The organism is Lichenibacterium dinghuense (assembly GCF_021730615.1).
Taxonomy (GTDB): Bacteria; Pseudomonadota; Alphaproteobacteria; order Rhizobiales; family Beijerinckiaceae; genus Lichenihabitans; species Lichenihabitans dinghuensis.
This window is the reverse complement of the sequence record NZ_JAJLMN010000001.1, coordinates 1,657,479-1,681,534: the sequence shown is the minus strand read 5'-3', so window position 1 is coordinate 1,681,534 and position 24,056 is coordinate 1,657,479. Positions and strand designations below refer to the sequence as shown.

At 73.9% G+C, this 24,056-nt stretch carries 21 protein-coding genes; 5 read left to right on the top strand and 16 right to left on the bottom strand.

All coding sequences use genetic code 11. The features are described from left to right. Positions 1–220: 220 nt before the first annotated feature. Positions 221–949 (top strand): SDR family oxidoreductase, encoded by a 729-nt coding sequence (locus tag L7N97_RS08045; RefSeq protein ID WP_237477800.1) that lies wholly within the window; start codon positions 221–223, stop codon positions 947–949. Here the strand turns inward: L7N97_RS08045 and L7N97_RS08040 are convergent. The 3 genes from L7N97_RS08040 to L7N97_RS08030 are packed head-to-tail and all read right to left on the bottom strand — an operon-like array spanning position 936 to position 3,320. Further along, a complete protein-coding gene (locus L7N97_RS08040; protein WP_237477799.1) occupies positions 936–1,508 on the bottom strand; it encodes a P-loop nucleotide/nucleoside kinase family protein in 573 nt (190 codons plus the stop codon). The two genes, L7N97_RS08045 and L7N97_RS08040, sit on opposite strands and share 14 nt — an antisense overlap. After that, positions 1,505–2,398 (bottom strand): ROK family protein, encoded by an 894-nt coding sequence (locus tag L7N97_RS08035; RefSeq protein ID WP_237477798.1) that lies wholly within the window; start codon positions 2,396–2,398, stop codon positions 1,505–1,507. The genes L7N97_RS08040 and L7N97_RS08035 overlap by 4 nt, the downstream gene beginning before the upstream one ends. A 7-nt stretch (positions 2,399–2,405) precedes the next feature. Further along, entirely contained in the window at positions 2,406–3,320 is a 915-nt protein-coding gene (locus L7N97_RS08030) for a tagatose-bisphosphate aldolase (RefSeq protein ID WP_237477797.1), read from the bottom strand. Positions 3,321–3,496: 176 nt separating this feature from the next. Between L7N97_RS08030 and L7N97_RS08025 the strand changes: the two genes are divergently transcribed. Continuing rightward, positions 3,497–4,429 (top strand): sugar-binding transcriptional regulator, encoded by a 933-nt coding sequence (locus L7N97_RS08025; protein WP_309242768.1) that lies wholly within the window; start codon positions 3,497–3,499, stop codon positions 4,427–4,429. 67 nt (positions 4,430–4,496) lie between these two features. On the opposite strand, the gene L7N97_RS08020 is transcribed toward L7N97_RS08025, so the two are convergent. From L7N97_RS08020 to atzF, 12 genes are all read right to left on the bottom strand, one after another. Then, positions 4,497–5,186, bottom strand: coding sequence for a D-lyxose/D-mannose family sugar isomerase (locus L7N97_RS08020; RefSeq protein ID WP_237477795.1), 690 nt, complete (start codon positions 5,184–5,186; stop codon positions 4,497–4,499). Positions 5,187–5,350: 164 nt separating this feature from the next. After that, a complete protein-coding gene (locus L7N97_RS08015; RefSeq protein WP_237477794.1) occupies positions 5,351–6,745 on the bottom strand; it encodes an AtzE family amidohydrolase in 1,395 nt (464 codons plus the stop codon). Beyond that, positions 6,738–6,941: an AtzG-like protein gene (locus tag L7N97_RS08010; RefSeq protein WP_237477793.1), complete on the bottom strand. Its 204-nt coding sequence runs from the start codon at positions 6,939–6,941 to the stop codon at positions 6,738–6,740. Before L7N97_RS08010 ends, L7N97_RS08015 begins: the two co-directional genes overlap by 8 nt. Then, positions 6,938–7,600: a cysteine hydrolase family protein gene (locus L7N97_RS08005; protein ID WP_237477792.1), complete on the bottom strand. Its 663-nt coding sequence runs from the start codon at positions 7,598–7,600 to the stop codon at positions 6,938–6,940. The genes L7N97_RS08010 and L7N97_RS08005 overlap by 4 nt, the downstream gene beginning before the upstream one ends. A gap of 172 nt (positions 7,601–7,772) precedes the next feature. Next, a complete protein-coding gene (locus tag L7N97_RS08000) occupies positions 7,773–9,314 on the bottom strand; it encodes an ABC transporter ATP-binding protein (protein ID WP_237477791.1) in 1,542 nt (513 codons plus the stop codon). Then, positions 9,311–10,408, bottom strand: coding sequence for a cyanuric acid amidohydrolase (gene atzD / locus L7N97_RS07995; RefSeq protein WP_237477790.1), 1,098 nt, complete (start codon positions 10,406–10,408; stop codon positions 9,311–9,313). The genes L7N97_RS08000 and atzD overlap by 4 nt, the downstream gene beginning before the upstream one ends. Then, positions 10,408–11,085, bottom strand: a complete 678-nt coding sequence (gene biuH, locus L7N97_RS07990; protein ID WP_237477789.1) for a biuret amidohydrolase — start codon at positions 11,083–11,085, stop codon at positions 10,408–10,410. Before biuH ends, atzD begins: the two co-directional genes overlap by 1 nt. After that, complete coding sequence (locus L7N97_RS07985) at positions 11,082–12,101, bottom strand: formamidase (protein WP_237477788.1); 1,020 nt, start codon at positions 12,099–12,101, stop codon at positions 11,082–11,084. The genes biuH and L7N97_RS07985 overlap by 4 nt, the downstream gene beginning before the upstream one ends. Before the next feature lie 19 nt (positions 12,102–12,120). Beyond that, on the bottom strand, positions 12,121–13,038 hold the full coding sequence (locus L7N97_RS07980) for an ABC transporter permease (RefSeq protein ID WP_237477787.1): 918 nt from the start codon (positions 13,036–13,038) through the stop codon (positions 12,121–12,123). Beyond that, complete coding sequence (locus L7N97_RS07975; protein ID WP_237477786.1) at positions 13,035–14,165, bottom strand: ABC transporter permease; 1,131 nt, start codon at positions 14,163–14,165, stop codon at positions 13,035–13,037. The genes L7N97_RS07980 and L7N97_RS07975 overlap by 4 nt, the downstream gene beginning before the upstream one ends. Before the next feature lie 74 nt (positions 14,166–14,239). Further along, positions 14,240–15,343 carry a BMP family ABC transporter substrate-binding protein gene (locus tag L7N97_RS07970; RefSeq protein ID WP_237477785.1) on the bottom strand — a complete coding sequence of 368 codons (1,104 nt, stop codon included), beginning with the start codon at positions 15,341–15,343 and terminating at the stop codon, positions 14,240–14,242. Positions 15,344–15,417: 74 nt separating this feature from the next. Beyond that, positions 15,418–17,211, bottom strand: coding sequence for an allophanate hydrolase (gene atzF, locus L7N97_RS07965; RefSeq protein ID WP_237477784.1), 1,794 nt, complete (start codon positions 17,209–17,211; stop codon positions 15,418–15,420). 74 nt (positions 17,212–17,285) lie between these two features. On the opposite strand from atzF, the gene hpxZ reads away from it, so the two are divergent. Then, a complete protein-coding gene (hpxZ, locus tag L7N97_RS07960; protein WP_237477783.1) occupies positions 17,286–17,678 on the top strand; it encodes an oxalurate catabolism protein HpxZ in 393 nt (130 codons plus the stop codon). A 665-nt stretch (positions 17,679–18,343) separates the two neighbouring features. Here the strand turns inward: hpxZ and ilvD are convergent. Next, complete coding sequence (ilvD, locus tag L7N97_RS07955) at positions 18,344–20,182, bottom strand: dihydroxy-acid dehydratase (RefSeq protein ID WP_237477782.1); 1,839 nt, start codon at positions 20,180–20,182, stop codon at positions 18,344–18,346. A 375-nt stretch (positions 20,183–20,557) separates the two neighbouring features. On the opposite strand from ilvD, the gene L7N97_RS07950 reads away from it, so the two are divergent. Beyond that, the gene (locus L7N97_RS07950; protein WP_237477781.1) at positions 20,558–22,939 is read left to right on the top strand and encodes a bifunctional diguanylate cyclase/phosphodiesterase; all 2,382 of its coding nucleotides are present in this window, start codon (positions 20,558–20,560) and stop codon (positions 22,937–22,939) included. 91 nt (positions 22,940–23,030) lie between these two features. Beyond that, the gene (locus L7N97_RS07945) at positions 23,031–24,050 is read left to right on the top strand and encodes an LLM class flavin-dependent oxidoreductase (RefSeq protein ID WP_237477780.1); all 1,020 of its coding nucleotides are present in this window, start codon (positions 23,031–23,033) and stop codon (positions 24,048–24,050) included. The last annotated feature ends 6 nt before the right edge of the window (positions 24,051–24,056 follow it).

The following is a 24,056-nucleotide window of genomic DNA, read 5'->3' as shown; positions in this document are numbered from 1 at the left end:
GCTGACCGGCCGTCCCTGCTTGCGGGGACCTCGTCGCCGATCCGGCGCCGCGTCCCGGCGCGAGGGCGATCCTAGATGGAAGCGCCGCGGATGCAATAAATTTCTGCACGGAATTGCCAAGCGCGCGGCGCGGGCGCTAGATCGCCCTCGGGCGCGGGGTGAGGGCCGGACAGGGGCGCCGGCCGTCCGTCACCACGGCGATCCGCCCGGAGGATCCATCATGTTCGGTTTGGACGGCAAAACGGTGCTGGTGACCGGCGCCAGCGGCGGCATCGGCGGGGCCACGGTCCGGCAACTCGTGGCGGCGGGGGCCGACGTCGTCGCCGGCGGCCGCTCGGTGGACGCGCTCGCGGCGCTCGCGGCCTCCACGGGCTGCCGGACGCTGCCCTTCGACCTCGAATCGGAGGACAGCATCCGCGGCGCGGTGGGCGACCTCGACCTCTACGGCCTCGTCAACTGCGGCGGCTTCGGCGGCGAGATCGCGACCCCGATGGAGACCGACATCTCCGTCTTCGACAAGGTGATCGCGGTCAACGCGCGCGGCGCGTTGCTCGTCACCAAATACGCGTCGCGCTCGATGATCCGGCTCGGCCGGGGCGGCTCCATCGTCAACGTGTCGAGCCAGGCCTCGCTGGTGGCCCTGTCCGGCCACATCTCCTACGGCTCCTCGAAGGCCGCGCTCGACAACATCACCCGCGTCTCGGCGCTGGAGCTCGGCCGCTACGACATCCGGGTCAACAGCGTGAACCCGACCGTGATCATGACACCCATGTCGGCCTGGTACTGGGGCAGGCCCGAGGTCGGCGACCCGCTGCTGTCGGCCATGCCGCTCGGGCGCTGGGCCACCGAGGACGAGATCGCCGCGCCGATCGTGTTCCTGCTCGGCGACGGCGCTTCCATGATCACGGGCGTGTCCCTGCCGATCGACGGCGGCTTCACGGCCTGCTGAGGGCCCCGCCGGATCGGGCCGGCGGGGGCACATCGAGGGCCCGCGCCACTAAATCCGCAGCCTCGTCGAGGCGGAAGGGTTCCGTGGTGTCGATGGCCAGGAGCGGGCCGCGCCCGATGGGCGCCGCGCGGGCGCTGAGCGCGACGAGTTCGGGCGCGTATTCGGGCCCCGGATGCCCCGGGGAGCGGGCGCCCGTCCGGGACAGGTAGCGCTCGGCCAGCACGGGGCCGGGGGCCGTGCACCAGAGCTCGACGGTGCGGCCGATGCCGGCCGTGAGCAGGTGGCGCTCCAGCACCTCCGGAGGCTGGAACCCGAACCAGGCGTCGACCACGACCAGCGCGTCGTCGGGCCATTCGCCGACGGCGGCGAAGATGATCTCGTAGCTGGCCCGCCCGAGCTTGCGGTTGTGCTCGCGGTCGCCGATGCCGACGTGGTGGAACAGCGGCTCCTTGACGGTGTCGAGCGTCATCAGGGGCGCGCCGAACCGCCGCGCGAGGGCGCGCGCCACCGTGCTCTTCCCGCTCGCCGGCACGCCGTTGACCAGGATGGCCTTCTTCATCGCCGTCCGTCTCCCCCCGTCCGGCCGCCGGCCGCGAGCCCCGCTCCGATGACCCCGGCCTCGTCGCCGAGGAGCGCCGCCCGGACCGCGCACTGGTACCAGGGCGACGCCGCGGGAGCCCGGACGAGCGCGGCGGCGGCGGCGGCGCCGAGCCCGCCCCCGAGCAGCACGAGGTCGGGGCAGACCGCCGCCACCATGCTGTCGATGGCCGATCGCAGCGGGGCGATCCAGCCGGAGAGGACCGCCTCCGCCCGCGCGTCGCCGCGGGCCGCGGCCGCCTCGAGGTCGTCGAGGCGGGTTTCCGGGGAAAACCCCGCCTCCGCGACGCGCCGGCCCAGCGCGGAGCCGGAACTCAGGGTCTCCACGCAGCCGCGACGGCCGCAGTTGCAGGGCGGCCCGTCCGCCTCCACCGTGAGGTGGCCGAGCTGCCCGGCGGTGCCCGCCCCGCGCGTGACGACGCCGTCGAGCGCGACCGCGCCGCCGATGCCCGTCCCGATCGTGAACATGACGACGTCGCGGGCGCCCCGCGCGGCGCCGACCGCCATCTCGGCCACGAGCGCCATGTTGCAGTCGTTGTCGATCGAGACCGGCACCCCGACCGCGTCCTCGATCCGCTCGACGAGCCGGGACGCCGCGAAGTCGATGTAGCCGCCGGACAGGACGCGCCGGCGGCGGCCGTCGACCCGGCCCGGGATGCCGATGCCGATGCCGGCGACGGGGGAGGAGCCCAGATCCCGGCACAGGTCCCGGATGCGCGACACCGCGGCGTCCGGGTCCCGGCTGATGCGCTCGGAGCGCCTGTCGTCGAGCGCGCCGTCCCGCCCCACGCGGGCGGCCCGCAGGTTGCTGCCGCCGACGTCGACGCCGATCGTCCAATCGCCGCTGGACATGGGCGGCTCAGGCGGCCCGCGTCGCGGCGCCCCGGTGCCGCGCGACGATCTCCTGGATCTGGCGCAGGCGCGGGACGGCGACGGAGGTCAGCCGCAGGCGCGTCACGTCGCGGTCGAGCGAGATGCAGTCCTTCCACAGGGCGCGCCCGGCGATGACGCCCGAAGCCCCGTTGGCCATCGCGGTCTCGACCTGGCCCAGGAAGGTCTCGTGGTCGACGCCCGCGGACAGCACCGCCCAGGGGATGTCGCCGCACAGCGCCGTCACGCGCGCGCAGGCCTCGGCGCTGCCCGGATAGGGCAGTTTCAGCACCTTGGAGCCGAGCTCCACGCAGATGCGCGTGCCCTCCTCGATGAGGCCGGGGAAGGCCGCCTGATAGTCCTCCCTGCTCTCGTCGGGCAGCCGGTAGGTCAGGAACTCGACGACGAGCAGCAGGTCCTCGCGGGCGAAGTCCTCGATGCAGCGGCGCAGGATCTCGACGTTGGCCGTGTTGGCCTCCGGACGGTCGGCCCGGAGGTAGACCATGATCTTGCCGCCGGTGCCGCCGAGCGCCCGCACCCTGCGGGCGTCCACCCCCGGCACGAGCCTCGACAGCTGGTAGCCTTCCGCCGTGACGTCGAAGCCCGACGCGTCGAGGCCGATCAGCAGCGCCGTGTCGCGCGCCAGGACCTTGCCGTCGACGATGCCGGGCACGGCGCAGACAGGGTCGAGCAGGATGCAGCCGGCCGCGCTCGCGAGATGCGTGGCGATGTCGGCCTTGGTTTCGCCGAGCATGGCCTCGGTGATGGCCGCCTCCTCCGAGGGCTGCGCGGCCATGATCTTCCGCATGCCGCCGCGCTGGTCCGCGGCGATGACCATCATGGCCCCGTCGCGCCCGCAGATCTGCTGGTACCCGCGGCTCTCGGCCGTCGTCATGGCTGGCATCGTCGTTGGTCCTGCTCTGGATCCGGTCGGGAAATCGCTGCCGCAGGCCCGGAGATGTCCTACACTGGACTCCGCGGCGGCCGCGCGCCGCGGAGGACCGGGGCATGGAACCCCTTCCCTCTCGGCCGCGGGTTCTGTAACATGTTGCAGGAAGGAATTTCAAGCTGTCCGTCGACGTGCCCCAGGACCTCGCCTCCCGTACGACTCTCCACACCGTGGCAAAGCTGCACTACGAGGCCGACCTGTCGCAGGTCGAGATCGCGCGGCGGCTGAACGTGTCGACCGCCACGGTGTCCCGCCTGCTGCGCCGCGCGCGGAGCGAGGGGATCGTGCACATCGAGGTGCGCGAGCTCGAGACGCCGAACGAGGTCAACGCCAAGCTCACGTCGCGGCTCGGGCTCAAGCGGGCCGCCGTGGTCGACGGCACCGACGCGGGCGGCCTCGCGGCCCTGGCCGGGCCCGTCGGCTCGTTCCTGAAGGACGCGTCGCTGTCGGCGGGGTCCGTCGTGGCGGTGGGGTGGGGGCGGGCGGTGCGCGAGATCATCGCGACCGGCCTGCCGCGCATGCCGGGCGTCGTCACGGTGCCGGCGACGGGCGGCATGCAGCAGCCCGCCCCGCACTTCCAGATCGGCGAGTTCGTGCGCCTCGCGGCCGAGCAGATGGGCGGCACCCCCCGCTTCATCCACGCGCCCTACCTGCCCTCGCTCGACGCCCGGGAGGTGCTGCTGAGCGACGCCGTCATCGCGGAACACGTCGCGCTGTGGGACCGGGTGGACGCGGCGATCGTGGGCATCGGCGTGCCGCACGCGGTCGACCCCGGACAGGGGCGCCTGCAGATCACGCGCGACGAGCAGGCGCTCGTCCACGCCGTGGGGGACGTGATCCGGCATTATTTCGACGCGCGGGGCGAGCTCATCCCGTGGGAGGGCGAGCGCCGGCTGATCGCCATGTCGCCCGCCCAGATCCGCTCCGTCCCGCTCGTCGTGGGCGTCGCCTCGTCGCCCGCCAAGGCCATGGCGATCAGGGCCGCCGTGCGGGCCAAGCTGGTCAACGCCCTCGTCACCGACGTCGCGACGGCGCGGGCGATCCTCGCCCTGCCGGACGACTGACGCGACCGCCGCGCGATCCCGTCACCTCCGTGGACGCCGCGGGGGACCGGATCCGGCGGGCCGCCCCTCAGCTTCGGAGCAGGCCGGCGTAATCGGAGACCAGCAGGCGGAACGGCGCCTCGTCCTCCTCGATGGAGGCGAAGCGCCCGACCGGTTCGAGGAACACGTTGTCCGCGACGTCGTCGTTGACGGTGGAGACCTCGCCGACCAGCACGTCGCCGTCCTCGCCCCAGAAGGCGTGCCAGTGGAGGCGCGGGAGCAGGGTCACGCTCTCGCCCGGCCGCAACCGCAGCACGTCGCCTCCCCGGAGCACGCGCGTCACGCCGTCCGTCATGACCTCGACGGCTCCCTCCTGGTCGACCGAGCCGTCCGGCCCGGCCCCGAACAGCCGCAGCGCGAGCACGCCCCCGCCGCGGTTGATGATGTCCTCGGCCTTGCGCTCGTGCCGGTGCGTGGGGGTGAACTGCCCCTCGCGGACGACCATGATCTTCTCGGCGTAGACGAGCCCTCGAGCCGCCGACCCGGCCGCGACCCCGTTGCGAGCGGTGAACAGCAGGAGCCCGGTGCGCGCGAAGTCGCCGCTCCCGAAGTCGGTCACGTCCCAGCCGAGCCCGCGGTCGATGACCGTGCCCAGCGCGTCGCGGCGGGCGCCCATGTCGTCCGGGGACAGGCCGGCGAAGGGGGGTAGGGCGTATCCGAAGGAGCGGATGAACTCTTCGCCGCGGCGAAGCACGCCGTTGATCTCGGATCGCCTCATGACTCTCGTCCTCCGCTCGGGCCCGTCGAGCCGGCCCGTCGCCGCTCGACGGGTCCGCTCCCGCCAGCGCGCTCCCCGCTCTATACCCGCGCGTGGGCGATCCGTGAGGCCCTCGGACCGGCCTGATGCCGTGGACAGCGCGGATGAGGCCGGGCCGCAGCCCGTCAGAGCGGCGCCACCGGCGCCCGCGCCACGCCCGCCGCCTCCAGCGCCGCCGCGACCCGGAGGGCGAGGTCCTCGCGCCAGGGCGGCGCGATGACCTGGACGCCGATCGGCAGGCCGCCGTCGAGCCAGACCGGCACGGCCGCCACGGGCAGCCCGATGCAGGAGATCGGCTGGGTGTAGAGGCCGAGGTTGGCCCGCACCGGCAGGTCCAGCGCGCCGACCCTCATGGTCGCCTGCCCGAGGCGCGGCGCGCGCGAGGGCGTCGCGGGCGCGAGGATGATGTCCACGCCGTCGAAGGCGCGGGCCGCCTCCTCGGCGAAGCGGCGGCGGGCCTTCTGGGCCTGCGCCACCCAGGCGGCCGGCACCATGGCGCCGGCCAGCAGGCGGTCGCGCACCGCGGGGTCGAAGTCCTGCGCGCGCGCCCGCAGGCGGTCGAGGTGCAGGGCGGCGCCCTCGGTGGCGGTGACGAGGAAGGCCGCCGCGCGGGCGCGCGCGGCGCCGGGCAGCTCCACGCGTCGGGTCGCGCCGAGGGCGGCGGCGCAGCGCGCCACCGCGTCGCGGGCGTCCGGCACGTCGTCGGCCGCGAAATAGCCGCCCGCCACGGCGACGCGCAGGCCGGCGGCCCCCCGCTCCAGGAGACCCAGGGTCGGCTCGGCGGCGCGGTTCGCGCAACCCGCGTCGTCGGGGTCGGGCCCCTGCAGGGCGTCGTAGCAGAGCGCGAGGTCCTCGGCCGAGCGGGCGAAGGGGCCGAGGTGGTCGAGGCTCGCCACGAACGGGAAGGTGCGGGCGCGGCCGAGCCGCCCGTAGGTGGGCTTCAGCCCGAAGGTCCCGCAGAGCGACGACGGCACCCGGATCGAGCCGTTGGTGTCCGAGCCCAGGGCCAGCGGCACGAAGCCCGCCGCCACCGCGGCCGCCGAGCCGCCGGACGAGCCGCCCGACATGCGGCCGAGGTCGTGCGGGTTGCGGGACGGGCCGTCGTGGGCGTTCTCGCCCGTGAAGTCGTAGGCGTATTCGCCCATGTTGAGCGCCCCGAGGCACACGGCGCCCGCCGCCTCCATCCGCTCGACCAGGGCGGCGTCGCGCCCCGCCGGCGCCGCGTCGCGCTCGATCCTGGAGCCCGCGAGGGTGGGCACGCCCGCGAGGTCGAACAGGTTCTTCACCGCGAAGGGCACGCCCGCCAGGGGGCCGAGCAGGTGGCCCGCGGCCCGCGCCGCGTCGAGCGCCCGCGCCGTCGCCAGGGCGCGCTCCGTCGCGACATGCGTGAAGGCGCCGACGCGCCCGTCGTGGGCCGCGATGCGACCCAGCGCCGCCCGCGCGACGGCCTCGGCGGGCAGGGACCCCGCCGCCACCCCGCGGGCGATCGCGGCCGCCGACAGGGCGCCGAGATCAGCCATGGGGGATCACCGGCGTGAAGACGGGCGCCGGCTCGGCGTGGTCGCCGACCGGCGGGTCGAGCACCAGGGCCGCCATGGCGGCGAGGGCGCGCAGGTTCGCGGCGATCCCGGCGCGGTGCTCGGGCGCGACCGCGAGGCCGAGCAGCGGCGCCATCGCGTCGATCACGGCCTCGGGGTCGAAGGCCGGGGCCGTCACGCCAGAGCCTCCCGCAAGGCCGCGAGCGGGGCCACCCAGCCGACGATGCCGTCCTGCGCCGCGATCATGCGCAGCGTCGCGGCCTTGAAGTCGGGGAAGTAGCTCTCGGTCGCGTCGGAGACGACCAGGCACTCGAAGCCGCGGTCGTTGGCCTCGCGCATCGAGGTCTGGACGCAGACCTCGGTGGTGACGCCGGCGAAGACGAGGTGCGTGACGCCGAGGCCCCGCAGCATCGCCTCGACGCCCGTCGCGTGGAACATGCCCTTGCCGGGCTTGTCGACCACGGGCTCGCCGGGCAGGGGCGCGCAGTCGGCCACGATCTCGGCGCCCGGCTCGCCCCGCACCAGGATGCGGCCCATCGGGCCGGGGTCGCCGATGCGCGCGGCGCCGCGCCCGCGCCCGCGCTTCGACGGCGGGAGGTCGCCGAGGTCGGGCGCGTGGCATTCGCGGGTGTGGACCACCGGCCAGCGCTTCGCGCGGAACAGCGCGATCAGCTCCGCCACGGCGGGGATCGCCGACTGGAGGCGCGTCACGTCGTTGCCGAGCGCCGCGCCGAAGCCGCCGGGCTCGACGAAGTCGCGCTGCATGTCGATGACGACGAGCGCCACGTGGTCGGGGTCGAGCGGGTAGGGGTAGGGGTCGGCGGGGACGGAGATCATGGGGCTGTCCTTCTCCCGCGTGCGGGAGAAGGTGGCCGGGCAAAGCCCGGTCGGATGAGGGGAGACGGCACCGCCCCCCATCCCCTCATCCGCCCCCACTGCGTGGGGGCCCCTTCTCCCGTGAACGGGAGAAGGGGCGCGCATGCCGCTCCGTGACGATGCAGGTCTTCCATCAATGCCCCGCCATGTGCCGGCCGATCGTCGTCCGGTCGGTCTCGTCGACGGGCGCCGAATAGGCGATGTGCCCTTCCGACATGACGGCGACGCGGTCGGCGAGCTCCAGGATCTCGTCGAGGTCCTCGGACACGAGCAGCACCGCCGCGCCGCGGTTGCGCTGGTCCATGATCTGGCCGCGGATCTCGGCCACGGACGCGAAGTCGAGCCCGAAGCAGGGGTTGGCGACGACCAGCACGTCGACCTCGCCGGACAGCTCGCGCGCCAGCACGGCGCGCTGCACGTTGCCGCCCGACAGGGTGGAGATGGGCGCGTCGAGCGAGGCGGTCTTGACGCCGTAGCGCGCGACGAGGTCGGCCGCCCGCGCCCGGATCGGGCTCGGCGACAGCCACCAGCCGAACTTGGCCGCGGGCGGCTTGTCGAAGGCCCGGAAGGCGATGTTCTCGGCCACGCTCATGCGCGGCACGGCGGCGTTCTTCAGCGGCTCCTCGGGCAGGCCGAAGACGCGGAACCGGTCGAAGTCGCGCCGCACCGGCTCGAAGGGCTCCTCGCGGATGAAGATGCGGCCGTCGCGCAAGCTGCGCTGGCCGTTCAGCACCTCGACCAGCGCGGCCTGCCCGTTGCCCGACACGCCCGCGATGCCGACGATCTCGCCGGCCCTGACCTTGAGGCTCACGCCGTCGACCGCGGTGCGGCCCGCGTCGTCGTCTGCCACGAGGCCGGCGAGGTCGAGCACCACGCCGGCGTCCTTCACGGCGGCGCGGGCCCCGCGCTCGCGCACGGCCGTGTCGCCGATCATCAGCCGCGCCATGCCGTCCGTGGTCAACTCGGCGACGCGGCCGCCGCCCGCCAACGCGCCGCGCCGCAGCACCGACACGGCGTCGGCGAAGGCCGTCACCTCGCGGAACTTGTGGCTGATCATCAGCACGGACAGCTCGCCCCGCTCCGTCATGCCGCGCAGCAGGCCGAGGATCTCGTCGGCTTCGCCGGGCGTGAGCACGGAGGTGGGCTCATCGAGGATCAGGAAGCGGCCGTCGAGGTAGAGGAGCTTGAGGATCTCCAGCTTCTGCTTCTCGCCCGCGGCGAGGCTCGCCACCGGGCGGTCGAGCGGCACGCGGAAGGGCATGCGTTCGGTGAAGGCCGCGAGGCGCTCGCGCTCGCGCCGCCAGTCGATCACGGCCGGCGCGTCGGCGCGGGAGATGACGAGGTTCTCGGCGCCGGTCAGCGACGGCACCAGCGTGAAGTGCTGGTACACCATGCCGATACCGAGCGCCCGCGCGTCGCGCGGGTTGCGCACGGCGGCGGGCTTCCCGTCGACGAGCAGCGAGCCGGCGTCGGGCTGGTAGAAGCCCATGATGCATTTGACGAGGGTGGACTTGCCGGCGCCGTTCTCGCCGAGCAGCACGTGGAAGGCGCCGGCCGGCACGTCGATCGACACGCCGTCGAGGGCCGTGAAGCCGCCGAAGCGCTTCGTCATGCCGACGGTGGAGACCGAGACGGCACCGGGGCGGGGCGTCGCGGCGACGGCGGGACCCCTCATGCGCGTTCTCCGGCTTCTTCGGCGATGACCGCCACGGGGCCGCCCCCGTCGGGCCCCTGATGCTCGGCGCCGCCCGAGACGTAGATCTCCGCGTGGCCGACGAGGCTCCCCAGCGCGCCGGCCGCGAAGGCGCGGGCATGGCGCGTGGCCGACAGGTCGGAGTCGGTCAGCATCGTGTGGCGGAAGCCGCGGAGCCGGCCGCCCGACGGCGCCTCGGCCTTGGCGAGCAGCGCGACGAGGCGCGCCGGGGCGGGCCGGCCCGCCGCGGGCAGGCCGAGCCGCGCCAGGGCGGCGCGCACGGGCTCGACGTCGAGCCCGTCGGCCATGACGGCGTGGTCGATCCGCAGGGGGCCCGACCAGCCCCGGCCGCGGCCCATCACCACCACCTCGTGCCCGGCGAGCTCGACGCCGGCCGAGGCGGAGGCGCGGGTCGAGAAGGCCGCGAAGTCGCGCCCGATCGCCGCCTCGGGCACGTGCTCCACCTCGCCGAGCGCGGCCGCGACGCCGAGCGACGCCGCGGCGCGCGACAGGCCCATGGACTTCAGCGTGTCGGAGGTGGCGCAGTGCTGGCCGCGCCCGCGCGCTTCCGCGATCCGCTCGCCCGTCAGCAGCGGGCATTTCACCTGGACGAAGTGGACGTCGTCGGGGTCGGGGATGCCGGCGTCGCGCATCGCGGCTTCGACCGCCCCGGCGACGGCCCTGACCTGGGCCTGCCGGCCGAGGTGCTCCGGGGGAAGGTCGGCCGTGCGCGCGCGGCCGATGGCGAGGGCGCCGGCCCGCTCCGGCCCGTCGTCGGGCCGCACCTCGAACACGGTGACGTGGGGCGCGAGGCCGCCCTCGGTGCCGCCCGACATGACGAGGCAGGCCTCGTCGGCGACCTCGGGGCCAGCGTGCCGCGCGAGGGCGTCGCGCAGCGCGCGCGCCGCGAGCGCCCGCGTCCAATCGTTGACGAGGCCGTTGCCCTCCGTCTTGCCGAGGATCGCCACGACCGAGCCGGCGTCGATGCGGCCGTCGGCGAAGGCGCGCTCCAGGCCCGAGGCGTCGTCGGGCGCCCCGGTCGAGATCCGGTGCACGAAGGCGCGGCGGCGCGGCATCAGCGCAGCCCCGCCAGCAGCGCGTCCGCGCTCGACACGGCGCCGAACACCCCGCCCTGCATCGTCACCATGCGCAGCGCCGCGTCGTGGTTCGAGCGGTCCGTCGCGCCGCAGCAGTCGCCGAGCACCACGCATTCGAAGCCGCGATCGTTGGCCTCGCGCATGGTGGTCGACACGCAGACGTCCGTGGTGATGCCGGTGAGCACGAGGTTGCGGATGCCCCGCGTGCGCAGGATCAGCTCGAGGTCGGTCGCGCAGAACGAGCCCTTGCCGGGCTTGTCGATCACCACCTCGCCGGGCAGCGGCGCGAGCTCCGGGATGATCTCCCAGCCGGGCTCGCCCCGCACCAGCACGCGCCCGCAGGGGCCGTCGTCGCCGATGCCGGCGCCGATGCGGCGCGAGCGCCAGCGCTTGTTGTCCGGCAGGTCGGAGAGGTCCGGCCGGTGCCCCTCGCGCGTGTGGATCACCGCGTAGCCGCCGGCCCGCATGGCGGCGAGCACGCGGCGGATCGGCTCGACCGGCGCGCGGGTGAGCGACAGGTCGTAGCCCATGCGGTCGACGTAGCCGCCGACGCCGCAGAAATCGACCTGCATGTCGATGATCACCAGCGCCGTGTTGGCGGGGCGCAGGTCCCCGTCGTAGGGCCAGGGGTAGGGTTCGGCCGCGACCGCGCTCATTCGGCGGCCTCCCTGATGTCGGATTCGCCGTAGCGGCGCGTCGGGGCGGGGAGGCCGCAGGAGGTGCCGTCCGTGACCTGCACGCTGCTTTCCCAGGGCAGGCGGTAGAGGCCGGCCGCGAGGTCGGTCATGTAGGTGTAGGGGCAGTCGCCCGCGCCGCCGCGCACGGCCGAGAAGCCGCGGTGGCCGAGCTGGTAGATGTTGTTCTCCGGCCCCCACACCGCGCGGGCCTCGCGCACGAGGTCGGGCCTGACCTCCGCGGTGATGATCTCGTCCGGCCGGCCGCTCGTGCCGTGGGCGATGACCGAGCCGTCGAAGTTGCAGACCATGCCCTCGCCCATCGAGTCGAAGGTGCCGTCCGAGCCCGACATGCACACGCTGGCCGTGACCATGAGGTTGCAGAAGCTGTTCGACTGGTTGGTGAAGCGCCAGGCGTCGCGCATCGGCGCCGTGTAGCCGGCCGTGCGCAGCATCACCTCGGCGCCCTTGTAGGCGCATTCGCGCGCCATCTCGGGGAACATGCCGTCGTGGCAGATGATGAGGCCGAGCCTGCAGCCGTTCGGCCCGTCGATCACGGGAATGCCGCCGTCCCCCGGCTCCCAGGGCTCGACCGGCACCCAGGGGTGCATCTTGCGATAGTACAGCTGCACCGCGCCGGCGTCGTCGATGACGAGGCCGACGTTGTAGGGGTTGCCGTGCGGGTTGAACTCCATGATGGAGAAGCAGCCCCAGATGCGGTGCTCCGCGCAGGCCGCGCTGAAGGCCGCGACCTCCGGGCCGTCCATCCGGCACATGATGGCCGGGTCGGTGTTCATCGACAGGCCGTGCAGGGCGTATTCGGGGAAGACCACGAGGTCCATCGTGGGCATGTTGGCCCGCGCCTTGGCGACCATGCCGACGATGCGGTCCGTCTGCGCGGCGAGCTCCGCCGGCGTCGCCACGGTGGGCAGCTGGAGCTGCACGAGGCCGATCACGACGCCGTTGGTGCTGCGGTTGAGGCCGCCGAGTCCGTTCATCTTGGATCCTGTCCGGGTTTCATCGCGTGATCGACAGCTCGCCGGGCGCGGCCCGGTGCGCGTCGACGGAGCCCGACGAGCCCACCATGATGAGCAGCGTCAGGACGTAGGGGGCGGCGTTGAACAGGTAGTAGCCCTGCGTGACGCCGACCGACTGCAGCGCCGGCCCGAGCGCGCCCGCGGCGCCGAACAGCAGCGCCGCGCCGACGCAGCGGACGGGGCTCCAGCGCGCGAAGATGACGAGCGCCACCGCCATCAGGCCCTGGCCCGACGAGAGCCCCTCGTTCCAGGAGCCCGGGTAGGACAGCGACAGAAACGAGCCGCCGACGCCGGCGAGGAATCCCCCCGCCGCGGTCGCGAGCACGCGGACGCGGTCGACCGGGATGCCCATGGCGAGCGCCGCCGCGGCGCTGTCGCCGGTGGTGCGGACCACGAGGCCGACCCGCGTGTTGCGGAACCCCCAGGCTATGACGAGCGCCGCCGCGATGCCGACGAAGAACAGCGGGTTGACGCGCAGCGCCTCGGCGAGGGCGTGGTCGCCCGTCCAGTCGGCGAGCGGCACGGAGGGGAGATGCGGCGCCTCGGGCTGGATGAAGGGCTTGCCGAAGAAGAAGGCGAGGCCGGTGCCGAGCGTCATCAGGGCGATGCCGACCGCGATGTCGTTGACGCGCGGCAGCGAGCACAGCACGCCGTGAAGCGCGCCGAGCAGCACGCCGGCCATGCCGCCGGCCAGCACGCCCAGCCAGGGCGAGCCCGTCTCGTAGGCGGTCGCGTAGCCCAGCATGGCGCCGAGCACGAGCGTGCCTTCGAGGCCGAGGTTGATGCGGCCCGACTTCTCCGTGAGCGTTTCGCCGAGCGCCACGAAGATGAAGGGCGTCGACACCCGGATGGCCCCGCCCAGCATGGCGGTGAGCACGATGGCGAGCGGCGCGCTCATGCCCGCCCCTGCCGGCCCGAGATCCGGAACACCGAGAAGCGGCCGTAGAGCGTCTCGGAGGCGAGCAGCACCACGAAGATGAAGCCCTGCAGCACCAGCACGGTGGCGTCGGGCAGGCCCATGCGGCGCTGCACGAGGCCGCCCGCCGCCGCGAGCCCGCCGAACAGCACCGCCACGGGGGGGATCGCGAACGGGTTGTGGCGCGCCAGGAACGACACGAGGATGCCGGTGAAGCCGTAGCCGGCCGCCAGCGACGCGTTCGCCCGGCCCTGCACGGCCGCGACCTCGAAGAAGCCGGCGAGGCCCGCCGCGGCGCCGGCGAGGGCGCAGCAGGCGAGCATGAGCTTGCCGACCGGCAGCCCCTGCGCCTGGGCGGCGCGGATGTTGCCGCCGGTGATGCGGGCCGCGAAGCCGAAGGTCGTGCGCGACATCAGCACGCCGAGGAGCGCCGCCACGACCACGCCGGCCGCGAAGCCCCAGTGCACGTTGAGGAAGGGCATCTTGCCCACCGCGTAGGCGGCGCCGATCGGCAGCGTCGAGGCCTTGGCGGTCGAGGCCGGGTCGCGCAGCGGCCCCTCCACGAAGAACAGCGTGACCGCGATGGCGACGTAGGACAGGAGGAGCGACGAGATCGTCTCGTTGACGCCGCGCTTCAAGCGGAGGAGGCCGGCGAGGCCGATCCAGGAGGCCCCGGCCGCCATGGCGGCCAGCGCCATCAGGGGCAGCACCGCGGCGGCGGGCGCGCCGGAGCCCACGAAGGGCACCGCGAGGGCGGCGGCCGCGAAGCCGCCGAGCACCAGCGCGCCCTCGCCCCCGATGATCGTGAGGCCGAGCTGGGCCGGGATCGCGACCGTCAGCGCGGTCAGGATCAGCGGCGCCGCGCGGCTCAGCGTGTTGCCCCAGGAGAAGGCCGAGCCGAAGCCGCCGATCCACAGGAGGTCGAGGAAGGCCGCGGGGGACTTGCCGAGCGCCAGGAGGAAGAGCGCGAAGATCAGCGAGGCGGCCACGACCGCGAGGACGGGGATGATGACGTATTCCGAGGCGGCGCGCAGCCGCAGCGCCGCCGCCGAGCCCCGCCGCGCGGGGGCCGCCGTGAGATGCGCCGCCGTGCCGACCGCGTCCGTCATCGTTCGACCCTGCTCATGGAAGTCTTCCTCCGTCGCACGCACCCTTCTCCCGCGAGGGGAGAAGGAAAGCTGCGTCAATGCGTCGAGCCGATCACGCCGTCGACGAGGTAGTCCATCTTGTTGAACACGTCGGCGTAGTTGTCGGGCGGCACGCTCGCCACGACGATGCGGCCGTTGTTGTCCTTGATGGCGGTGGCGAAGATCGGGGCACCCGCCTTCAGCTTGGCGATCGCGGCGTCGGCGGCCTTGCGGGCCGGCTCCGTGGCGCCGGCGCCGTAGGGCGAGTTCTGGACCATGTCCTTGTCGTAGCCGCCGAACGTGAAATTCGGCAACGGCTGGCCCTTGCCGATCAAACCGGCATATCCGGTGTAGATCGTGCCCCATTTATATTCAGCGCCGGTCACGAAGCCCTTCGGGGCCAGCGACGACTGGTCGGCGTTGTGGCCGCAGCACTTCACGCCGCGCGATTCCGCGGTCTGGATCACCACCTTGGGCCCGTCGACGTGGCAGGTGATGAGGTCGCAGCCGGCGTCCACGAGGGCGTTGGTGGCCTCGGCCTCGCGCACCGGCAGCGACCAGTCGCCGGTGAAGATCACCTGGACGGTGGCGTTAGGATTGGTGGTGCGGGCGCCCGTCAGGAAGGAGTTGATGTTGCGCAGCACGATGCCGACGGGCTTGGCCGCCACGAAGCCGAGCTTGCCGCTCTTCGAGGCGAGGCCCGCCGCGACGCCGTCGATGTAGTGGGCCTGATCCAGGAAGGGCCAGTAGGAGCCCGCGTTCGTCGGGTCCGACGGCTTCCACAGCGGCGCCGCGTGGCGGAACTGCACGTCGGCGTTGGCCTTGGCCTCGTCGAGCACGAAGGGCGACCAGTAGCCGAACGAGGTCGGCAGGATCAGCTTCGCGCCGTCGAGGTTGATCATGGATTCCATGGTCTTCGACACGGCGTCCGTCTCGGGGACGTTCTCCTCCTCGACCACCTTGACGTCGGGCAGCGCCTTCAGCGCCTTCACCCCCACGGCATGGGCCTGGTTCCAGCCGAAGTCGTCGCGGGCGCCGACGTAGATCACGCCGATCGTGAGCGGGTCCGCCGCGACGGCCGCGCGCGGGAACAGGCCGGCCGCGAGCGCGGCGGCGCCCGAACTCTGCAGAAAGCGTCGGCGGTCGAGGGCGATCGTCATCGAGGGCTCCGGAAGGGTCGTCTCCGGCCTGCATTGCATTCATCATGCCAGGAGCGGGGAGAACCCTCCGGCGCTCACCCGCCGGCCACGAAGGCCCGCCAGCCGCCGAGATGCGTGATGTCGCGCGCGCCCGCGAGGCCGGCCGGCTCGCACAGGAAACCCGCCGGCGCCGTGCCGTCGGCGAGCCGCACGCGGCCGATGCAGAGCGGCGGCGGCACCGTGTCGACGAACCGGCCGAAGCCGTCCGGCGGCAGGCTCCACACCTCGGCCGCGACCGCGCCCCCGCCATCGCCGACGCGCAGCAGGCCGGGCCGGGCCGGCGGCCCGCCCGGCAGGGCGTGGAGGCGGTATTCCGGCCGCGTGTCGACGGCGCGGCGGAAGGTGCCGCCGAGCGCCACGAGGTCGCGGTTGAGCGGCATGCCCGACAGGTGGGCACCGATGACCACGAGCTCGACCTCCCCGGCCGGCGCGCCGCCCGCGCCGGCCGCCGCGGGCCCGGGCGGCAGCGGGTGCCCGGTGGCGCCCATCGGCACGCCGGCCGCGCGGTGCAGCGCGGCGCCCACCGCGGCGAGAAGGCCGTCGCGGCCCGCGGGGGCGACCAGCGTGGTGCCGGACGGGAAGCCGTCGTCGCGGAACGGCCCCGGCACGGCGAGGGCGCAGAGGTCGAGCAGGTTGACGAAGTTGGTGTAGGTGCCGAGCGCCGCGTTGGGGCCGATCGGGTCCGCGTCGAGCTCCGCCACCCGGTAGGCGCGCGGCACGGTGGGGACGGCCAGCAGGTCGAGCCCGTCCCACAGCGGCTCGGCCTCGCGGCGCAGCTCCGCGAGGCGGTAGATCCCGGCGAAGGCGTCGGCGGCCGACAGCGATTCCGCGCCGAGGATGATCCGCGCCGTGGTGGGGTGCAGCGCGTCGCGGTGGGCCGCGATGAAGGGGCGGATCGCGGCGTAGCGCTCCGCCACCCAGGCGCCCTCGTAGAGCAGGGCCGCGACGGCGAAGAGCGGCGCGAAGTCGACCTCGACGAGGTCGATGCCGAGGCCGGTGTAGAGCTTCAGCGCCCGGTCGAAGGCGCGCTCGGCGTTCCCGTCGCCGAAGAAGCGGCGGCTGCGGGCGTCGGGCACGCCGGCGCGCAGGCGCGGCGGCACCGGGCCGGGCGCGCGAAGGGCCACGCGCTTCGACCAGGGATCCTCGGCGTCGTACCCGGCCATCGCAGAGGCCGCCGCCCAGGCGTCCTCGACCGTGAGGGCGAAGACCGACACGCAGTCGAGCGTCTGGCAGGCCGGGACGACCCCTCGCACCGGCACGGCGCCGAGCGTCGGCTTCAGGCCGACGAGGTTGTTCAGCCCCGCCGGCACCCGGCCCGAGCCGGCCGTGTCGGTGCCGAGCGCGAAGGTGGCGAGGCCCCGCGCCACCGCCACGGCCGAGCCCGACGACGAGCCGCCCGGCACGATCGCCGGGTCGAAGCTGTTCAGCGGCGGGGGATAGGGCGACCGCACGCCGACGAGGCCGGTGGCGAACTGGTCGAGGTTGGTCTTGCCGACCGGGACCGCACCCGCCGCGAGGAGCCGCGCCACCGCCGTGGCGGAGCGCTCGGGCGTGGAGGCGAAGGCCGGGCAGGCCGCCGTTGTGGGCAGGCCGGCGAGGTCGATGTTGTCCTTGACCGCGAAGGGCAGGCCCCAGAGCGGCTTGGCGACCGGGTCGAAGGGGCCGAGCGCCGCCACGGCCGCGCGCGCCGCCTCCGGCGCGAGCGCGATGAATGTGCCGCGCGCTTCCGGCGCCTCCGCCCCGGCGAGGCACCCCTCCGCGACGCGGGCGGGATCGAGGCCGTCGCGGTAGGCGGCGTGGAGCGCGCTGCGGTTCAAGGGCGGGGACACGGCACGACTCCTGCTGACATCAGGGCCGGCTGGCCTGCAACATGCGAGCCAGTCCGCCTTCCCGGAGCATCGCCATGGTGATCGACCACCCCGCCACACTCGCCGAGGTCGAGGCGGCCTTCGCGGCCTACGAGGCCGCGCTGGTGGGCAACGACGTCGCGGCGCTCGACGCCTTCTTCTGGCGCGACGCGCGGGCGATCCGCTACGGCGCGGGTGAGAACCTCTACGGCCACGCCGCCATCGCGGCGTTCCGGGCGGCCCGCCCGGCCGCCGGACTGGCGCGGACGCTGGAGCGCACCGTCGTGACGACGTTCGGCACCGACTTCGCCACCGCCTCGACCTTGTTCACGCGCGATTCCGCGCCCGACCGCGTCGGGCGCCAGATGCAGAGCTGGGCGCGGTTCCCCGAAGGCTGGCGCATCGTCGCGGCCCACGTCAGCCTCATCCCGGCGGACGGGGCAGGCTGACCGCGGCCGCCGAGGTGCACTGCGCCGCCGCCGCGGAGGCGGCGAACTCGGACACCGAAGCCTGTGCGATGACCGCGGACATCCATCGCCCAAGACCACGTCCAGGCAGGATTCCGCCCACTGGCACACGGATGGCAGCGCCTGCCGCTTCGGGTTCGGATGGGTGTCAGGGCCGGTCGGTCTCGCGTGGCGGCGTCGCGCCCGGCCCCGCGGCGACGCCCGGCACCGGTGCGGCCTCCGCCGCCTGCGCCTCTGCCGGGCAGGCCATCCTCAGAAGGGCTGCGGCCCCCAGGATTGACCGCGACAGGGGCACGAGCATTGGACACACCGTCGGCGATCTCTCGACGGCGGCCCTGTTCCGGCCCTCACGCCCGACGGGTCGAATCGCCCGCCTCCGTGAACCGAGATGCCTTCTCGGCGCGGCCGCCCCATCATGGCTCAGGCTTCAGCCTGCCCGATCCGTAAGTGAACCGCCCGCTGGGCGAAGCCCATCCGTCGTGCGGTGAGGTTGCAGACCCGGAGGCAGCACCGCTGATGCTCGGCTGCGAGAAGAATTCCGCAGCGTGCCGGCGGGGGAGACCCAGCCACGCCGGTCGAACGAGCGGGCCGCACGTCCCGGTGCCGGAGGCCCGGGATGGGCCGCGGACTCCCGCGGCCCGGCCGCATCACTCCGGCAGCACCCGCACCGCGCCCTTCGACGCGCTGGTGGTGAGCGCCGCGTAGGCCTTGAGGGCCGTCGTCACCTTGCGCTTGCGGGGCTCCGCCGGCTTGAAGCCGCGGCCGTCCGCCAGCGCGGCGCGGCGGCGGGCGAGTTCGGCGTCCGGCACGTCGAGGTGGATCGAGCGGTTCGGGATGTCGATCGAGATCCGGTCACCGTTCTCGACCAGCGCGATCGTGCCGCCCTCGGCGGCCTCGGGCGACGCGTGGCCGATCGACAGGCCCGAGGTCGCGCCCGAGAAGCGGCCGTCGGTGACGAGGGCGCAGAGCTTGCCGAGGCCCTTCGACTTCAGGTAGCTCGTCGGATACAGCATCTCCTGCATGCCGGGGCCGCCGCGCGGGCCCTCGTAGCGGATCACCACCACCTCGCCGGCGATGACGCGGTTGGTCAGGATCGCATCCACGGCCGCGTCCTGGCTCTCGAAGACGCGCGCCGGCCCCTCGAAGGTGAGGTTCGACGGGTCGACGCCCGCCGTCTTCACGATGGAGCCCTCCTCGGCGAGGTTTCCGTAAAGCACGGCGAGGCCGCCGTCCTGGCTGAAGGCGTGGGCCTTGTCGCGGATGACGCCGCCCGCGCGGTCGGTGTCGAGCTCCTCGTAGCGGCGGCTCTGGCTGAAGGCCACCTGGGTCGGCACGCCGCCCGGCGCCGCGCGGTAGAACTCGCGCACCGCCTCGTCCTCGGTCCGCATCACGTCCCACTTCGCGAGCGCCTCGCCCATCGAATCGGAATGGACCGTGCGGCAGTGGGCGTTGATCAGCCCGGCGCGGTCGAGCTCGCCGAGCAGCGCCATGATGCCGCCGGCGCGGTGCACGTCCTCCATGTGGACGTCCGACTTCGCGGGCGCGACCTTGGACAGGCAGGGCACGCGGCGGCTCAAGCGGTCGATGTCCGCCATGGAGAAGTTCACCTCGCCCTCGTGGGCGGCGGCGAGCAGGTGCAGCACCGTGTTGGTCGACCCGCCCATGGCGATGTCGAGCGTCATGGCGTTCTCGAAGGCCTCGAAGGTCGCGATCGAGCGCGGCAGCACGCCGGCCTCGTCCTTCTCGTAGTAGCGCTTGGCGAGGTCGACGATGCGGCGGCCGGCCTCCAGGAACAGCCGCTCGCGGTCCGCGTGGGTGGCGAGCGTCGAGCCGTTGCCCGGCAGGCCGAGGCCCAGCGCTTCCACGAGGCAGTTCATCGAGTTGGCGGTGAACATGCCCGAGCAGGAGCCGCAGGTCGGGCAGGCCGAGCGCTCGATGACCTTCACTTCCTCGTCGGTGTAGTCGTCGTCGGCCGCCGCGATCATGGCGTCGACGAGGTCGAGCGGCTTGATCTTGCCGCGGTGGTCGACCTTGCCGGCCTCCATCGGGCCGCCCGACACGAAGATGGCCGGGATGTTGAGGCGCAGCGCCGCCATCAGCATGCCGGGGGTGATCTTGTCGCAGTTGGAGATGCACACCACGGCGTCGGCGCAGTGGGCGTTGACCATGTATTCGACGCTGTCCGCGATGACCTCGCGGCTCGGCAGGCTGTACAGCATGCCGTCGTGGCCCATGGCGATGCCGTCGTCGACCGCGATGGTGTTGAACTCCTTGGCGACGCCGCCCGCGCGCTCGATCTCGCGCGCGACCAGCTGGCCGAGGTCCTTCAGGTGGACGTGGCCGGGCACGAACTGCGTGAAGCTGTTCGCCACCGCGATGATGGGCTTGCCGAAGTCGTTGTCCTTCATGCCCGTCGCACGCCAGAGGCCCCGGGCGCCGGCCATGTTGCGGCCGTGGGTCGTGGTGCGTGAGCGATAGGGAGGCATGGACGGGCTCCTGCGGGGGCGAGGCTGCGGGATCGGTGCGCGATCACTGGAAATTGGTGTCGTTCTAGTCCCGCGCAACCGCTCCGTCGAGGCGAAACGCCGGGCGCGAGGCTCCGGACCGCCTTCGGACCCGGCCGGCGGCGCACCGAGGAAAGATCCCTTTCGGTCCTTATCGGCGGCGAACGCCAAGATCAGGGATCGAAACGAGTGCGAATGTTCTCGGTTGCGTGGCCGCTCCTCAACAAGCCCCCGCCCCGCAGGCCGATCGATGAAAGGTTCCATCGCGAATGTTGCTGTGGGCGCGGCGCGCGGAACATCATCCGTTAAGTGCCGTCGCCTACGGGATCTGCACGTCCGGTGGGAGACTTGGGTTCTATGTTGCGCGTCTATGGATGCTTCGTCGATCGGCACGACATGCTTCTGGTCGCGCTGGCCGTGGTGGTCTGCTCGCTCGCCACCGTGGGGTCGGTGACGCTGGTCGACCACGCGCGCCGCAGCGAGGGCCGCATCCGCGCGCTGTGGCTGGGCGTCGCCGCCATGGCGGGCGGCGTCGGCATCTGGGCCACCCACTTCATCGCCATGCTGGCCTTCGAGCCGGGCCTGCCGAGCGGCTACGCGATCGGGCTCACGGCCTGCTCGCTCGTGGCCGCCGTGCTGTTCACGGGGGCGGGCTTCGCCCTGGCGCTCGACGGCCGCGGCCCGCGCGGCGTCGTGCTCGGCGGTGCCGTGCTGGGTCTCGGCATCGGCGCCATGCACTACGGCGGCATGGCGGCCTATCGCGTCGCGGGCCGCATCGACTGGGACGTCGGCCTCGTGGCGGTGTCGGTGGCGCTCGGCGTCGCCCTCGCGGCGGCGGCACTCGCCGTGGCGGAGACCGGCTGGCGCTGCCGCCAGGGCCTCGCCGCCCTGCTGCTCTCGGCGGCCATCTGCGCCCACCACTTCATCGGCATGGGCGCCGTCGGCATCCACCCCGACCCGGGCGTGGCGGTGCCGGCGAGCGTCCTCGACGGGCGCACGCTGGCCGTCGCCGTGGCGCTGGCCGGCGTGCTCGTGGTGCTCTTCGCGCTGCTCGGCCTCGCCGCCGACATCCGCGCCCGCAACCGCAGCGCCCTGGAGGGCGACCGCATGCGCTCGCTCGCCGACGCCGCCGTCGAGGGCCTGCTGATCTGCGAGGGGGGCGCCGTGGCCATCGTCAACGCCAGCTTCGCGGAGCTGTCGGGCTTCGCGCCGGACGATCTCGCGCTGGTGCCGCTGTCTCGCCTGTTCCCCGAGTCCGCCGCGCTCGCCCACGTCCTGGCGGAGCCGGACTGCGCGGAGGAGACGGAGCTCGTCACCGCTGGCGGTGCCCACGTGCCGGTCGAGGTCATCGCCCACCCCATCGTCTTCGCGGGGCGCCCCCACACGGCGATCGCGGTGCGCGACCTGCGCGCCCGCAAGCTCGCTGAGGAGCGCATCCGCTTCCTCGCCCACCACGACGCCCTGACGGGCCTGCCCAACCGCGCTTGGTTCGGCGCGGCGCTCGACGACGCGCTCGCCGCCGCCCAGCGGCGCGGCGGCACGCTGGCGGTGCTGTGCCTCGACCTCGACCGCTTCAAGGAGGTCAACGACATCTTCGGCCACGGGGCCGGCGACGAGATGCTGAAGGCGGTGGCCCGCAAGATCTCGGGCGTGCTCGACGGCGGTGAGATCGCGGCGCGCCTCGGCGGCGACGAGTTCGCGATGCTTCTGCCGGACGCCGGCGCGGCGGCGGCCGAGGCCAAGGTCAAGGCCCTGCTCGACGCGGTGGCCCGGCGCGCGGCCCGCACCGTTTCGGGCCCGGCGATCGGCATCAGCGTCGGCGTGGCCCTGTTCCCCGCCGACGGCGCCGACGCCCACGCCCTGCTCAGCGCCGCCGACACGGCCCTCTACCGCGCCAAGGCGGAGGGGCGCGGCACCGCCCGCTTCTACGAGCCGGGCATGGGCGACGCCGTCCGAGACCGCCGCCGCATCGAGCACGACCTGCGCTCCGCCGTCGCCCGCGGCGAGCTCGGCCTCGTCTACCAGCCCCAGATGGCCACCGGCACCGGCATGACGGTCGGCTTCGAGGCCCTGCTGCGCTGGCGCCACCCCGAGCGCGGCTTCGTGTCCCCCGCCCTGTTCGTGCCCATCGCCGAGGACAGCGGCGCCATCCTGCCCATCGGCGAATGGGTGCTCCGCACCGCCTGCGCCGAGGCCGCCAGCTGGGCCGCCCCCCTGCGCGTCGCCGTCAACGTGTCGGCCGTGCAGCTCCACGCGCCCGGCTTCGCCGAGCTCGTCGAGGCCGTGCTGCGCGACACCGGCATCGACCCGACCCGCCTGGAGCTGGAGATCACCGAAACGGCGCTGATCCGCGACATCGGCCGCGCGCTCGCGGCCCTGCGGCGCCTGAAGGCCCTCGGCGTCAAGGTCGCCATGGACGACTTCGGCACGGGCTACTCGTCGCTGTCGAACCTGCGGGCCTTCCCGTTCGACCGCATCAAGATCGACGGCTCCTTCGTGCAGTCGGTGGACACCAACCCGCAGGCGGCCGCCATCGTGCGCGCCATCCTGGAGCTCGGGCGCGGGCTCGACCTGTCGATCCTGGCCGAGGGCGTCGAGACCGCGGCCGAGCTGGGCTTCCTGGGCGCCGAACTGTGCCACGAGGTGCAGGGCTACCTGCTCGGCCGCCCGGCCCCCATCGCGCAGTTCGAGGCCGTCACGCGCGGCGACGAGATGGAGGCCGTCACCGCCGCAGCGTGACGGCGCGCGCGCCCGGTTGAAGGGGGCGGGGGCGCATCCCCATCTCGCATGCATCGGCGGGTCCCGGCCCGCCTCCCACGCGGGAGCCGCCATGATCCCCTTCTCCGTGCTCGACCTCGCCCCCGTGCCGGAGGGCTCCGACGCCGGCGACGCGCTGCGCAACGCCCGCTCCCTCGCGCAGCGCGCCGAGGCGCTCGGCTTCCACCGCTACTGGCTGGCCGAGCACCACAACATGGTGGGCATCGCCTCGGCGGCGACGGCGGTCGCGGCCATGCACGTGCTCGACGGCACCAGCACGATCCGCGTCGGCGCGGGCGGCGTGATGCTGCCCAACCACGCGCCGCTGGCCATCGCGGAGCAGTTCGGCACGCTGGCGGCCCTCCATCCGGGGCGCGTCGACCTCGGGCTCGGCCGCGCGCCGGGCTCGGACGGCGTCACGGCGCGCGCCATGCGCCGCACCCTGACCGACCCCGACGACTTCCCGCGCGACGTGATGGAGCTGCAGCACTATTTCGCCGACGCCCAGCCGGGCCAGCAGGTGCGGGCGGTGCCGGGGGAGGGGCTCGGCGTGCCGATCACCATCCTCGGCTCCAGCACCTACGGGGGCCAACTCGCCGCGGCGCTCGGCCTGCCGCACGCCTTCGCGGCGCATTTCGCGCCGGCGCAGATGCGCGAGTCGATCGCGCTGTACCGGGCTCATTTCCGCCCCTCGGCGCAGCTCGTGCGGCCGCACATGATGGTCTGCCTCAACGTGACGGCGGCCGACACCGACGAGGAGGCACGCCACCTGTTCACCTCGGTCGAGCAGCAGTTCATCGCGCTGAGGCTCGGCACGCCCGGCAAGCTGCCGCGCCCGCTGGCGGACCGCGCCCACGAGTGGGGCCCGCGCGAGCGGATGGTGCTCCAGAGCGCCCTGTCGCAGGCGATCGTGGGCTCGCGCGACACGGTGCGGCGCGGGCTCGAAGCCTTCGTGGCCGAGCACCGGCCCGACGAGATCCTGGTCACCGCCATGGTGCACGACCACGCGGCGCGGCTGCGCTCCTTCGAGATCGTGGCCGAGGTGCGCGACGCGATGGCGGCGGGGGCGAGCGCGCGGGTCGCGGCCGAGTAGCCGGCG